This is a genomic window from Aquidulcibacter paucihalophilus (assembly GCA_030285985.1).
Lineage (GTDB): Bacteria > Pseudomonadota > Alphaproteobacteria > Caulobacterales > Caulobacteraceae > Brevundimonas.
The window spans coordinates 2,167,365-2,180,980 of sequence record CP127384.1 but is presented as its reverse complement, the minus strand read 5'-3'; the positions used below and the strand labels follow the sequence as shown (position 1 = coordinate 2,180,980).

Here is a 13,616-nt window from a genome sequence, read left to right as displayed (position 1 = left end):
TGCCGGGCTGGACGAGGGCCAGTCGCACCTGATAATCAGTGTCAACAGGCGCCGAGCCGCGCCGCTGGCCCACGAGCGTAATGTCCGACACCCTGAAACTCAGCCATGCCCGCAAGGGCGACCGCGGCGTCATCGTGCGGGTGGGGGACCACGTTGCGTCGGATGAGCATGGGCTGGAACTGGAGCGTCGTCTGCTGGAACTCGGCTTCGTCGAGGGCGCGCAGGTCGAGCTGCTCCATGAGGGCCTGTTCGGCCGCGATCCGATCGCCATGAAGGTGGACGACATGCGGGTCGCCCTGCGCCGTCAGGAGGCTGCCTGCCTGACCGTGCGGTTTGAACCGGCCCGGGCCGCCTGATGGATATGGCGATGCGGAGCGCGAGAGTCGCGCTCGTCGGAAACCCGAACAGCGGCAAGACCGCCTTGTTCAATGCCCTGACCGGCGCTCACCAGAAGGTTGCCAACTATGCCGGCGTCACGGTGGAGCGGAAGGAAGGTCTGATCCGTTCGGCGTCGGGCCGGCCGATGTCGGTCCTCGACCTGCCGGGCACCTACTCCCTGCGCGCCCGCAGCCCCGACGAAGAGGTCACGCGGGACGCCGTGCTGGGCAAGCTGGCCGGCGAGGAGGCACCGGACGTGATCGTCGCCGTCGCCGACGCGACCAACCTGCGACTGGTGCTGAGGCTGGTGCTGGAACTGAAGGCCGTCGGTCGGCCGATGGTGCTGGCGCTCAACATGTATGACATCGCCCAGCGTCAGGGGCTGCGCATCGACCTCGAGCGCCTGTCGGGCGAGCTGGGTGTACCGATCGTGCCGACGACGGCCACGCGAAAGCGCGGCATCGACGAACTGGTCACCGCAATCGACGCGGCAGCGGGGACCCTGTCCGCGACGGCGGAAAACCATTGGGCGGCCCCGGATGCGGACGCCCTGCGCGGCGCGGCGCGGGAGGCCGAGCGCATCATGAAGGCCTGCGTCCGCCCGCCGGAACGGCCCGATACCCTGACCGGCCGGATCGATTCTGTTCTGCTGCATCCGGTGGGCGGCTTGCTGATCCTCGGCGTACTGCTGTTCGTGATGTTCCAGGCCGTCTTCACCTGGGCCACGCCGCTGATGGACGGGATCGAGGCCAGTCTCGGCGCCCTCGGCGGCTGGGTGGCGGCGGTCATGCCCGACGGCATCTGGCAAAGCCTGATCGTCGACGGCCTGATCTCGGGGGTCGGCAGCGTGCTGGTCTTCCTGCCGCAGATCCTGATCCTGTTCCTCTTCATCATCATGCTGGAGGACTTCGGCTATATGGCCCGGGCCGCCTTCCTGATGGACCGGATCATGGGCGGTGCCGGCCTGCACGGGCGGGCGTTCATTCCCCTGCTCAGCAGCTTCGCCTGCGCCATTCCCGGAGTGATGGCGGCGCGGGTGATCGACAGCAAACGCGACCGCCTGACGACCATCATGGTCGCGCCGCTGATGACCTGTTCCGCGCGGATTCCGGTCTACACCCTGATCATCGCCGCCTTCATCCCGAACGAGCGGGTGTGGGGCTTTGCGAGCCTGCAGGGTCTGGTGATGTTCGGCCTGTACGCCGCGGGCATCATCAGCGCGCTGGCCGTGTCCTTCGTCATCCGCAAGGTGTTCTGGCGGGGTGCCGTCGAGCCCTTCATGATGGAGCTCCCGGCCTACAAGACGCCCGACCTCAAGAGCGTGCTGTTCAATCTGTGGATCCGGGCCCGTATCTTCCTTGAGCGGGCAGGGCGGATCATCCTGCCACTGATGGTCATCGTCTGGGCCCTGGCGACCTTCCCCTATCCGCCCGAGGGCGCGACCCAGCCCGCCATCGACTACAGTTTCGCCGGCATGATCGGCCATGCGCTGGAGCCGATCTTCGCACCCATCGGTTTCAACTGGCAGATGGTCATCGCCCTCGTGCCGGGCATGGCGGCCCGTGAAGTCGCCGTGGCGGCCCTCGGTACGGTCTATGCGGTCGCTGATGCCGAGAGCGCCACCAGCCTGCTGGGCGCGACCCTGGCGGCGCAGTGGTCGCTCGCGACCGGTCTGGCTTTCCTCGCCTGGTACGTCTTCGCGCCGCAGTGCGTGGCGACGCTGGGCGTGGTCAAGCGCGAACTGAACTCGTGGAAATGGATGTGGGTGATGGTCATCTACATGTTTGGGCTGGCCTATCTGGCGGCCTGGATCGTCTACCGCGTCGCTGTCGCTCTGGGTGGCGGCTAAACTGGACGGGCGCTCGTCACCTAACGGCGGTTGACAAGCGCGAGGCGTTGAGGCGATTTCCCTGACTATTCCGGGGATTTCCATGCTTTCGCCGCTCAGGCCATTGTTGTGTCGACATGAATTCTACTGGTCAGAGCGCCATCAGTCGGATCTTTGCCGACGTTGCGGCAAAACCCGCGTCGCGGCGGCCCCGGCGTACGTGAGGTCCCTCCCGCCGGAAGGGAGCCGGGCCTTTGAGGCTTCTGTCGTGTTCGACCATCACCGACTGCCGGGCCCGCTGGAAAGCGCCGTCTTCGATATACCCGAGCCAGACGGGTCCACGTCGGCGGTGATGGCACCGATGCGGTCGACGCCCAGTGCCAAGGTTCTCAAGGCCCAGGCGCGGGAGCGGCGTGAAAACCTTCTCGCCCTGCTGGACCGGATCGCCGAGGGCGGACAGCCGAGCCGGAAGGACACGCTCGACGCCATCCTGGCCGTGATCGAAGACGCGCATTCCGCGGACCCTGTGCTCTTCGGCGCAGAGGCGGCGGGTCATTTCGCCCGGCTGCACGAAGCACGGGACGGTCTGATCTTCTGAGAGGGCGCGATGGTGCCGGCTGCAGGAATCGAACCCGCGACATCCAGTTTACAAAACTGGCGCTCTACCAACTGAGCTAAGCCGGCCGCCGCCTTGACGGGCGGCTCTTATGCTGGCGCATGACGGATGACGTCAAGCGCCTCAGGGGGCGGGATTGGCCAGCAGCGCCAGCAGGGCGAAACTGGCCAGCCAGTGCTCGCCCATATAGTCGCCGGTCACATGGGGCAGGGCGGCGTCGAGATGGTCTTCTGACGCCTGCAGCGCGATCGCGCGGCGCGGATCGCCGGACGGCAGGGCTGACGCGATCTCGCGCCAGCACCAGGCGCGGCTCAGGTTGAGGCCGTCCAGATGGGCGATCTTGCCGTCCGACCGGTCGCTGACGCTGGCGGGCTGGAACAGGGTGGCGGGTTCGCGCTGTGACAGCCGGGGCAGGAAGGCCTTGAACCAGTCGGCGAACGCATCCGGCTCCATCGTGCGGCGCATCAGGGCGGCTTCCATGAGGGCGGGGGACAGGAACTCGTCCTGCGACGGCTCCCACGCCTGACAGTCTCGGTCGCCTGAATGCCAGAGGCGGGCGCGGTCCAGGCAAAGGTCGGCGAGGGCATCGTCACCGGCGCTCCCGGCATAGTCCAGCGTCAGACGCAGGGCGAAGGCCGTGTTGTAGTGGGTCCCGACCCGAACGGGATAGCCAGCCAGCGGCAGGAAATCCTTGAACCGGCTTGCGAAGGCCCGGGACAGGGGCCGCAGGGTTTCACCGAGGTGGCTCTCGTGCCGCGCCAGTTCGGCGGCCAGCATCAACAGCCAGGCCCAGCCGTAGGGCCGCTCAAAGCCACGGCTGCCCGGGCGCTCGAGATAGGCCGTTTCCACGCTTACGTTCTCCGGCGTGAACAGTTCATCGGCCAGCGTGCGGATCCGCCCGGCCTCCGGCATGTCCGGGTAGAGCCGCAGCAGGGTGAAGAGGGTCCACCAGCCGTGGACGCAGGAATGCCAGTCGAAGCTGCCGAAGAAGATCGGATGCAGGGCGCGGGGGCCAAGGACGTCTTCGGGGCCCGACAGGACGTGGTCCATCTTGTTGGGATATTCGCGCGTGACGTGGCCGAGGGCGGCGGCGGCGAAGCGCGAGGCCGTCGCGGGGTCGAGGGTATGGGTCATCATCAGAACCGGAAGGCCAGGAAATACATCAGCGCCATATTGACCCCGAGCAGGATCAGGGCCGTCGGAAGCTGGGCCCGGATGACGCCGTTCAGGGCCGAATTCCGGTCAGGCAGTTCCAGAAGATTGGCGGGCACGACGTTGAAATTGGCCGCCATCGGCGTCATCAGCGTGCCGCAGAAGCCGGCCAGCATGCCGATGGCGCAGACGATGGCCGGGTTGCCGCCGAACTGGCCGACCACGAAGGGCAGACCGATGGCAGCGGTCATCACGGGGAAGGCGGCGAAGGCGTTGCCCATGATCACGGTGAACAGCGCCATGCCGAGGCAGTAGGCTGCGACGGCCAGCAGGGGCGAGCTCATCGGCACGGCCTGGGTGACCAGTTCCCCGACCACGCCGCCGACGTCCGCCGCCAGGAAGACGGCCCCGAGCGAGGCCAGCATCTGCGGCAGCAGGGCGGCCCAGCCGATGGAGTCCATCAGCCGTCGTCCCTCCTGCACCGGGGCGATGACGGGCGGGCGCAGCCAGGCCATGGCGGCCACCAGGGCGAGGACACAGCCGAGGCCCAGTGCGATCAGCGTCGTCTGGGTCGGCGAGATCAACCACGCCCCGACGCTGGTGTGTTTGGCGGCGAGCGTGCCGCCGACGGCGATCAGGGGGACGATCAGGGCCGGAATGAACAGGGTGTTGCGGCGCCGGGTCGCACTCTCGCGCCGCTCTTCCAGCGTGGTCGTGGAGGGCTGGCCGACGCCGAGCTTCTTCAGGCCCCCAAGGGCGACGAGCGCCAGCACGAGGATGCCGTTGCCCAGTCCGCCGAGCCAGGAGCCGAACAGCATCGAGGCCGCGATCAGGCCCCAGAAGAGGGCGCTTCGGATCCGTGTCGGGTGCGCGCTGTCGCGCAGGGTCAGGATGGCGAAGCCCAGGAACATCAGGCCGACGAGGATGTAGGCGTGCTCGAGCGTGATCATTGGCCCGCCTCCGCGTCACGCGCGGCAAGATCGCGGCGGATCTCCCGGTCGAACATCAGCAGTCGTACGCCGTGGACGGCGAAGGCGGCGATGGCCGTCGGGATGGCCCAGACCGACAGCTGCAGGGGCTCGACGATGATCCCCGCCTGTTCGAGGAAGCCGACCATCAGGACGATCGAGCCTATGGCGATGAAGATGTCCTCGCCGAAGAACAGGCCGATGTTGTCGGTGGCGGCGGACATGCCGCGGATGCGGAAGCGGATCCTGTCAGGCAGGTCGCCACCGGCCTGGACCTCGGCGGCCCCCTCGGCCATCGGTGCGACCAGCGGCCGGACCATCTGCGGATGTCCGCCGAGTGAGGTCAGGCCGAGCGCCGACGTGGCCTGACGCACAACAAGGTAGCTCAGCAGCAGCCGGCCAGCCGTGGCCGCCTTGACCTGGGCGATCAACATGCGGGCCCGCTCCTGCAGGCCGGCCCGCTCGAGCAGGCCGATGACCGGCAGGATCAGCCAGGTGATGTGGAAATAGCGGTTGTCGTTGAAGGCGTCGCCGAAGGCCGCGAGCGTGTCCACGCCCGCCTGCGCCAGCGCCCGTATGTCGACGCCCGGTGCCACCGCCGCCGTCACCCCTGTGACGATGGCGGCGATCAGTATGACCAGCAGCGGATTGATGCGGGCGACAAAGCCCACGACCACGACCGCTATTCCCAGAAGCACCAGCATCGGATTCTCCCCCTTGGGCGATGGTTGCGCCGAACGTCCGGTTCAGGAAGCCCTATTCGCGCCGAAGCCGCCGCCGCCCGGCGTTTCGATGACGAAGACATCGCCTTCGCCCATCTCCACCTCTGCCGTCGCCCCCAGTGGCTCGATCGAGCCGTCCGCCCGCTCGACGCGGTTCACGCCGACCGCCCCGGCACATCCGCCGGCCAGACCGAACGGGGCCGTACGCCGGTGATTGGACAGGATGCCTGCCGTCAGGGGCTCTAGGAAACGCACGCGCCGGACCGCGCCCTCGCCGCCCCGGTTGGCGCCGTCGCCGCCCGAGCCGCGCCGGATGGAGAATTCCTCCAGCAGCACGGGCAAGCGCGTCTCCAGCACCTCGGGATCGGTCAGGCGGCTATTGGTCATATGGGTCTGGACCGCCGCGGTTCCATCGAAGCCCGGCCCGGCGCCCGAGCCGCCGGCGATGGTTTCGTAGTACTGGCGCGTTTCGTCCCCGAAGGTGAAATTGTTCATCGTCCCCTGGCTGGCCGCAAGCACGCCGAGCGCGCCGTAGAGGCAATCGACCACCGCCTGGCTGGTCTCGACGTTTCCGGCCACGACGGCCGCCGGATAGCGCGGGTTCAGCATCGAGCCCTCGGGCACGATCAGCCGGATCGGCTTCAGACAGCCTTCGTTCAGCGGGATGGCGTCGTCCACGAGCGTGCGGAAGACGTACAGGGTCGCCGCCCGCGCGATCGACAGCGGGGCGTTGAAGTTGTTGGGCAGCTGATCGCTTGTGCCGGTGAAGTCGACGACGGCGCTGCGGGCCTCGGGGTCAACATCGATCCTGACCCGGATGACGGCCCCGTCGTCCATCTCCAGGGCGAACGCGCCGGGCTTGAGCGCCGCGATGGCGCGGCGCACGGCCTCTTCAGCATTGTCCTGGACGTGGCCCATATAGGCGGCGACCACCGGCCGGCCGAACTCGGCGACCATACGCGTCAGCTCGTCGCCGCCGCGGGCGCAGGAGGCCACCTGGGCCTTCAGGTCGGCCATGTTCTGATCGACATTGCGCGACGGATAGCGGCCGGAGGCGAACAGGGCGCGGGTTTCGGAGTCCCTCAAACTCCCGGCGTCGATCAGCAGGAAGTCGTCGATCAGAACCCCTTCCTCCTCGACCGTCCGCGAGGCGGGCGGCATCGAACCCGGCGTGATGCCACCGACATCGGCGTGGTGACCGCGCGAGGCGACGAAGAAGGCCGGTGCGTCATCCGCCTCGAGGAAGACCGGCATGATGACGGTGATGTCGGGCAGGTGGGTGCCGCCGTTGTAGGGGGCGTTGAGCATATAGACGTCGCCGCGCCTCATGCCCCGACCGTCCGCGCCACCGCCGCGCGAGGCGATGACGGTGCGGATGCTCTCGCCCATCGAGCCCAGATGCACCGGGATGTGCGGGGCGTTGGCGATCAGGGCACCCGTGGTGTCGAAGATGGCACAGGAGAAGTCGAGCCGCTCCTTGATGTTGACCGAATAGGCCGTCGCTCGCAGCGCCTCTCCCATCTGCTCGGCACAGGCCATAAAGCGGCTGTTGAACACCTCCAGCATGATCGGATCGACGTCCGTGCCCATGGCCGTGCGGGCGGGCAGGGGCACGGTGCGCTCGAGAATCAGGTTGAGGGCCGGGTCGGCCGCGGCGCACCAGCCGGGTTCCACGACGGTGGTGCCGGTGTCCTCGAGAATGAGGGCCGGCCCGTCCACGGCGGTGCCGGGCCCGAAATCGCTGCGGCGATAGACCGGCACCTCATGCGCGGTGCCCGCCATGCGCACCGGAACGCGGGTGATGACGGTCAGGGCCAGGTCGGGGGCGCTGGCGGCGAGGGCCGACGGGGTCTGGCCGAAAGCGGCGACCGCCTCGGCCTCGAGGGCCTCGACCAGCAGGGCCTTGTCCTCTGCGAAGAAGCCGAACCTTAGCCGGTGCAGGGCCTCGAAGGCGGCGCGCATCTCGCTGGCCGGTCCGAAGGGGACCACCAACGGCGTGTCGGACCCGGCGAATTTGATCTCGGCCCGGACCAGGGTGGTCAGCGCGGCCTCGGTGAATGCCTGGGCGATCAGGTCGCCGCGCGCCTGACGTTCGAGCGTTTTCGCCTGATCGGAAAGGGCGGCGTCGCCGGCGGGATCGAGCGGCACCGCCACCGTGGCCTGACGGATGGCGCGGACTTCGGCCAGGCCCATGCCGTAGGCCGAGAGCACGCCCGCGAACGGGTGGAGCATGACCCGGGTCATGCCGAGGGCGTCGGCGACCAGGCAGGCATGCTGACCGCCCGCGCCGCCGAAACAGTTCAGCACATAGCGGGTGACGTCGTAGCCGCGCTGGATCGAGACCGATTTGATCGCCTCGGCCATGCTTTGGACGGCGATGGTGATGAAGCCTTCGGCCAGCGCTTCCGGCGTCGCGTCGCGGCCCGTGGCGCGCCGGACCTCGGCGGCCAGTGCCTCGAAACCGGTCGTCACCGCGGTGGCGTCGAGCGGCTGGTCGCCGTTCGGGCCGAAGACTGACGGAAACTGGTCGGGTCGGAGCTTGCCGAGCATGACGTTGCAGTCTGTGACCGTCAGCGGCCCGCCCCGGCGATATGCGGCCGGCCCAGGTACAGCGCCGGCCGACTCGGGCCCGACCCTCAGCCGCGAGCCGTCGAAGCGGCAGATCGATCCGCCGCCGGCCGCCACCGTATGGATGCCGAGCATCGGTGCCCGCAGCCGCACGCCCGCCACCACGGCATCGGAGGTCCGCTCATAGTCACCGGCGAAATGCGAGACGTCGGTCGATGTGCCGCCCATGTCGAAGCCGATGACGCGGTCGAACCCCGCCGCGCGGGCGGTCCCGGCCATTCCGACCACGCCGCCGGCCGGTCCGGACAGGATCGCGTCCTTGCCGCGGAAGGCTTCCGCCGCGGTCAGCCCGCCGCTCGACTGCATGAACAGCAGCGGGGTCGAGGCACCCAGGTCGGCGCCGACCCGGTCCACATAGGCCCTCAGGATCGGTGACAGATAGGCGTCCGCCACCGTGGTGTCGCCGCGGCCGATCAGCTTGATCAGGGCTCCGATCTCATGACTGACCGAAATTTGCCCGAAGCCCACCTCGCGGGCGATGGTCGCCAGTCGCCGTTCGTGGTCGGTGAAGCGCCAGCCGTGGACCAGGACGATCGCGACGGCCCGGAAACCGGCGGCGCGCGCCGCCATCAGGTCCGCTCGCGCCTGCGCCTCGTCCAGCGCGCGGTCGACCACTCCGTCCGCGCGGACGCGCTCGTCGATCTCGACGATCCGGTCACAGAGCTGGTCGTTGAGCACGATGTGCCGGGCGAACAGGTCCGGACGGCTCTGCCAGCCGATGCGCAGGGCATCGCCGAACCCTCGGGTGATCGCCAGGACGACGGGCTCGCCCTTGCGCTCCAGCAGGGCGTTGGTAGCCACGGTGGTGCCCATGCGGACTTCGGCGACGAGGCCGGCGGGGAGGGGGCCGGTCGCGATCCCGAGAATCCGCCGCACGCCCTCGACCGCGGCATCGGCGTACTGCTCGGGATTGTCCGACAGCAGTTTGCGGGTCTGCAGCGACCCGTCCGGCGCGCGGGCAACGATGTCCGTGAAGGTGCCGCCCCGGTCGATCCAGAAGCGCCAGCCCGTCGGCATCCCGGTCTGCGCTGCGCTCATGAAGGGGCTCCGACTCGTTCCACGGGATCAGCTTATCGCAGACTTCGCGGCGTCTGTTCGGCTAGAGGTCTGTCGCAAGACCCCGCCGGTTGCTAGATCGACCGGACCACGCCAAGGACGCGCCATGACCGATACGATCGAACTGTCCCACTGGATCAACGGCGAGCGGGTCTCCGCGGACCGGCCCGGCGAGAGCCTCAATCCGTCGGACACGCGAGAGGTGGTTGCCCGTACGCCCGATGGCGGTGAGGCAGAGGTCAATGCCGCGGTGGCCGCGGCCAAGGAGGCCTTCACGGGCTGGTCCGAAGCGTCTCCGGAAGTCCGGTCTGATGTGCTCGACCGCGCAGGGACGCTGGTCATGGAGCGGCGCGAGGCTCTGGGCCGGCTGCTGTCGCGTGAGGAGGGCAAGACCCTCGCCGAGGGGATCGGCGAAACCGTCCGCGCCGGCCGGGTGCTGAAATATTTCGCCGGCGAGGCCCTGCGCGTTCACGGGCAGAACCTCGCCTCGGTCCGGCCCGGCGTGGAGATCCAGACCTATCGTCAGGCGGTCGGTGTCTACGGCCTGATCACGCCATGGAATTTCCCCATCGCCATCCCGGCGTGGAAGGCGGCCCCGGCGCTGGCCTTCGGCAATACGGTGGTGATGAAGCCCGCGGGGCCGACGCCTGCGACGGCCGAGGCACTGGTTGCTATCCTGCATGAGGCGGGTCTGCCGAAGGGCGTGCTCAATCTGGTTATCGGGCGCGGCCGGGTCGGGCAGGCGATCGTGGATCATCCGGACGTGGCGGGTCTCAGTTTCACCGGATCGCAGGGCGTCGGTGCCGGCGTAGCCGCTGGAGCGGTGAAGCGTCAGGCGCGGGTCCAGCTGGAGATGGGCGGCAAGAACCCCCTGATCGTGCTGGACGACGCCGACCTCGACCGGGCGGTCCAGATCGCCCTCGACGGCTCCTTCTTCGCCACGGGCCAGCGCTGCACGGCCTCCAGCCGGCTGATCGTGCAGGACGGCATTCATGACCGCTTCGTCGCCGCCCTGGCCGAGCGGGTCGCGGCGCTGCGGGTCGGCGATGCGCTCGACCCCCAGACCCAGATGGGGCCGGCCGTGTCCGAGGACCAGATGGAGACCTCCTATCGCTACATCCAGGTGGCCCGCGGTGAGGGTGGCCGGGTGGTCACCGGCGGCGAGCGGCTGCAGATGGAAAAGCCGGGCTGGTACGTCCAGCCGACCCTGATCGCCGACACCGAGGCCGGCATGCGGATCAACAACGAAGAGGTCTTCGGCCCGGTCGCCTCGACCATCCGCGTCAAGGACTATGAGCAGGCGCTGGAGATCGCCAACGGCGTCGAATTCGGCCTCTCGGCCGGCATCGTGACCAGCTCGCTGAAACATGCCCGCGATTTCCAGCGGCGGGCGAAGGCGGGCATGACCATGGTCAATCTGCCGACCGCCGGCGTCGACTATCACGTCCCGTTCGGCGGCTCGAAATCCTCCAGCTACGGTGCCCGTGAGCAGGGCTTCGCGGCGGTGGAGTTCTTCACCCAGACCAAGACCAGCTATTCGGCGGGTTGAGGACAGACCGTCCGGCGCTTGCCAGTGGCTGGCATCAGGGACATCCTCGTCGGCAGGATCATGTCTTGATGTGGCCCCGGGGGAGCAAATGGACGGGACTTCAGGTCTGCCACCGGTAAGGACGGTCGGTCTGCTGGCACCATTTGGATGGCTTGCCGACGGCTTTCGGGATCTGACCAAGGCGCCGGTGCCCCTGCTGCTGTACGGCCTCGGCCTCGCGGTCGCCAGCTTTGCGCTTTGCTACGGGCTCTACGCCACCAACGGCGCCTTTCCGGTCATGGTCCTGACGGCGGGATTCGTCATCATCGCGCCGGTGCTTGCCATGGGGCCTTACGAAGCCGGTCGCCGGATCGGTCTGGGAGAGCGGCCCGGACTGGGTCGGATTCTGTTTGTTCGCTCCGCCTTTCGCCAGGACGTCGCCTATCTCAGCCTGCTTCTGGTGCTGATCTACTTCCTGTGGGGCCGGGTCGCGCAGATCGTCTACGGCCTCTCGACCTATCAGATCCATCGGGACTTCGACTCCCTTGTCGCGTTCGCCGTGGGGTCAAGAGAGGGTCACGCCATGCTGTTGGCGGGAACCGTGACGGGCGGCATCCTGGCCTTCGTGACCTACGCCCTGGTGGTTGTCTCAGCCCCCATGCTGCTCAATCCGAACGCCAATGTTTTCGCGGCGGTGGCGACGAGCGTGCGGGCGGTGAACGCCAACTTCTTTCCGCTCCTGCTGTGGGCGGTGATCATCACCGTCCTGCTGTTGTTGTCCGCCGCCACCGGATTCCTCGCGCTGATCGTCGTCTTCCCGTGGCTCGGTCTCGCCAGCTGGCGTGCCTACCGCAGCCTGGTGAACGACGACTGACGGGGTTTCCAGCGTGACGGGCAGCCGGGGGGCAGGCCCGTCCGGGTGCCCAAGGCAACCAGGCCGGTGGCGGAGAGGGTGGGATTCGAACCCACGGTGCCCGCAAAGGCACGCCGCATTTCGAGTGCGGTACATTCGACCACTCTGCCACCTCTCCGCGGGGCCGTAGGACGCTTGGTCGAGCGAGCGGCTTCTCTAATGGGCGACGGCCTGCGCCGCAAGCGGCGTGACGAGAAATCGCGTCAGCGCTGTGCGGGCAGGGGCAGGCCGAGGGCCTCACCGGTGGTCAGGTCGCCGTCGATGACGCGGAACAGCTCCGCCGGACGGCCGCCGGTGGCGGCGGAGAGGCGGCCTGTGGGCTCCACCAGGCCGGTGCGTTCGACGCCGCGGCGGAAATTCTGCTTGTGCAGGGACAGGCCGGTGACGGCCTCGGCCGCGATCTGGAGCTCGGACAGGGTGAAGGTCGCGGGCATGAGGTCAAACAGGACCGGCCGGTATTTCAGCTTGCTGCGCAGGCGGCCGAGGCCGGTGGCGAGGATGCGGCGGTGGTCGGAGGCCATGGCGCGGCCGGGGGCGGTCCGGAGCGGTGACCGGTCCTGGTCGCGGGCGGCCTCGGCGACCAGTCCGGCCTCGTAGAGCAGCTCATAGCGATCCAGCACCCGGCCTTCGTTCCAGCGGTGGGCGGGCGTGGTTGCGAACAGGGTCTCGATGCGGGCCAGGCGGCGCGGATCACCGGCGGCCCAGGCGGTCAGGTCGTCAATCAGCGGGGCGAGGCAGGCGGGCGGGCCGTCGCGGCGGTCTTCCCACGGGAAGATGTCCAGCACGGGCGTCCAGAGGGCCTCGGCCTGGGCGTCGTCAGCGGTCAGGGCGAGGTAGCCGACGGAGACCTCGCGGCGGCGCTCGGGCCCTGGCGTGGCACGGGGACTGGCCCGGCCGAGGTCGCCGAAGGTGTAGAGCTGTTCGACGAAGCCGAGGCGGAAGCCGGTCTGGGCGGTGACGAAGTCACGCAGCGCCCGTTCAAAGGTGCGGTCGCGGGCCGGGTCGAAGGGGCCGAAGGGCAGGGCGGCGTCGCCGTCCTCGGCCGGTGTGGTCAGGACGCAGGCCTTGCGGTCGCGCAGGGCGATGACAACCGCCGAGAGGCCGATGCGAACACCCTGTTCAGCCGGCGAGCCCATCGCCTATTCCGTATGCCATGCGTCGGCGGCTGGCATCAGGCCGACGGCCTCGGCCAAGACGCGGTAGCGTTCGAGGTAGCGCTGCTGGGCGACGGGCGCGGGCAGGGGGTCGATGATCAGGTCGTAGCCGGGGGGCGGCGAGCCGAACAGGCTCAGACCTTCCTTCTTGCTGAAGCCCGCCAGCTGCGTGGCCTCGAAATAGGCACAGGCGACGTCGGCCTTCTTGATCAGGGTCTTGATCTCGACCGGGTTCTTCGGCGGGAGGCCGAAGCGGAGGTGGATGGCACCTTCCAGCCGGGCCTCGAAGGCCTTGTAGTTGACGCCCAGCGCCGCCTTGAACGGTGAGATCATGTCACCGATGACGTATTCCGAGGCGTCGTGGAGCAGGGCGGCGAGCCGCCATTTCGGTTCCAGGCCCGGCCTGATGTGGGCGGCGATCTCCTCGACGACGCAGGAATGCTGGGCGACCGAGAAGGCGTGTTCGCCGATGGTCTGGCCGTTCCAGCGGGCGACGCGGGCCAGGCCGTGGGCGATGTCCTCGATCTCGATGTCGAAGGGCGAGGGGTCGAGCAGGTCGAGGCGGCGGCCGGACAGCATGCGCTGCCAGGCGCGGGGCTCTTTCACGGAAGGGCGGGGCGTAACGGCCAAGGATCTGTCCTGCTTGCTGGGCAGGGTTGGTGACGCATCAGGG

General features: G+C 68.6%; 11 protein-coding genes and 2 tRNA genes. 5 read left to right on the top strand and 8 right to left on the bottom strand.

The genetic code is table 11. The features are described from left to right. Positions 1 to 80 precede the first annotated feature (80 nt). The 3 genes from KB221_10695 (at position 81) to KB221_10685 (ending at position 2,804) form a co-directional block, all read left to right on the top strand. A complete protein-coding gene (locus tag KB221_10695; GenBank protein WIY68558.1) occupies positions 81 to 356 on the top strand; it encodes a FeoA family protein in 276 nt (91 codons plus the stop codon). After that, complete coding sequence (locus KB221_10690; protein WIY68557.1) at positions 356 to 2,227, top strand: ferrous iron transporter B; 1,872 nt, start codon at positions 356 to 358, stop codon at positions 2,225 to 2,227. Before KB221_10695 ends, KB221_10690 begins: the two co-directional genes overlap by 1 nt. Positions 2,228 to 2,474: 247 nt before the next feature. Next, the gene (locus KB221_10685) at positions 2,475 to 2,804 is read left to right on the top strand and encodes a hypothetical protein (protein ID WIY68556.1); all 330 of its coding nucleotides are present in this window, start codon (positions 2,475 to 2,477) and stop codon (positions 2,802 to 2,804) included. 10 nt (positions 2,805 to 2,814) lie between these two features. Here the strand turns inward: KB221_10685 and KB221_10680 are convergent. From KB221_10680 to KB221_10660, 5 genes are all read right to left on the bottom strand, one after another. Next, positions 2,815 to 2,890 (bottom strand) — tRNA-Thr (locus tag KB221_10680). A gap of 55 nt (positions 2,891 to 2,945) precedes the next feature. Then, positions 2,946 to 3,959, bottom strand: coding sequence for a DUF2891 domain-containing protein (locus KB221_10675; protein WIY68555.1), 1,014 nt, complete (start codon positions 3,957 to 3,959; stop codon positions 2,946 to 2,948). Beyond that, a complete protein-coding gene (locus KB221_10670) occupies positions 3,959 to 4,924 on the bottom strand; it encodes a DUF979 domain-containing protein (protein ID WIY68554.1) in 966 nt (321 codons plus the stop codon). The genes KB221_10675 and KB221_10670 overlap by 1 nt, the downstream gene beginning before the upstream one ends. Then, positions 4,921 to 5,646, bottom strand: coding sequence for a DUF969 domain-containing protein (locus KB221_10665; GenBank protein WIY68553.1), 726 nt, complete (start codon positions 5,644 to 5,646; stop codon positions 4,921 to 4,923). Before KB221_10665 ends, KB221_10670 begins: the two co-directional genes overlap by 4 nt. 42 nt (positions 5,647 to 5,688) lie before the next feature. Next, positions 5,689 to 9,330 (bottom strand): hydantoinase B/oxoprolinase family protein, encoded by a 3,642-nt coding sequence (locus tag KB221_10660; GenBank protein WIY68552.1) that lies wholly within the window; start codon positions 9,328 to 9,330, stop codon positions 5,689 to 5,691. A gap of 124 nt (positions 9,331 to 9,454) precedes the next feature. Here KB221_10660 and KB221_10655 point away from each other — a divergent pair, with 124 nt between their 5' ends. Together KB221_10655 and KB221_10650 are read left to right on the top strand one after the other, a co-directional pair. After that, entirely contained in the window at positions 9,455 to 10,897 is a 1,443-nt protein-coding gene (locus tag KB221_10655) for an aldehyde dehydrogenase family protein (protein ID WIY68551.1), read from the top strand. An 88-nt stretch (positions 10,898 to 10,985) separates the two neighbouring features. Further along, complete coding sequence (locus KB221_10650) at positions 10,986 to 11,750, top strand: DUF2189 domain-containing protein (protein ID WIY68550.1); 765 nt, start codon at positions 10,986 to 10,988, stop codon at positions 11,748 to 11,750. Between the two features lie 67 nt (positions 11,751 to 11,817). Here the strand turns inward: KB221_10650 and KB221_10645 are convergent. From KB221_10645 to KB221_10635, 3 genes are all read right to left on the bottom strand, one after another. Further along, positions 11,818 to 11,907: transfer RNA gene (locus tag KB221_10645), tRNA-Ser, on the bottom strand. Positions 11,908 to 11,992: 85 nt separating this feature from the next. Next, positions 11,993 to 12,925, bottom strand: a complete 933-nt coding sequence (locus KB221_10640) for an NAD regulator (protein WIY68549.1) — start codon at positions 12,923 to 12,925, stop codon at positions 11,993 to 11,995. A 3-nt stretch (positions 12,926 to 12,928) separates the two neighbouring features. Then, positions 12,929 to 13,522: an HD family hydrolase gene (locus KB221_10635; GenBank protein WIY70910.1), complete on the bottom strand. Its 594-nt coding sequence runs from the start codon at positions 13,520 to 13,522 to the stop codon at positions 12,929 to 12,931. Positions 13,523 to 13,616: the final 94 nt, after the last annotated feature.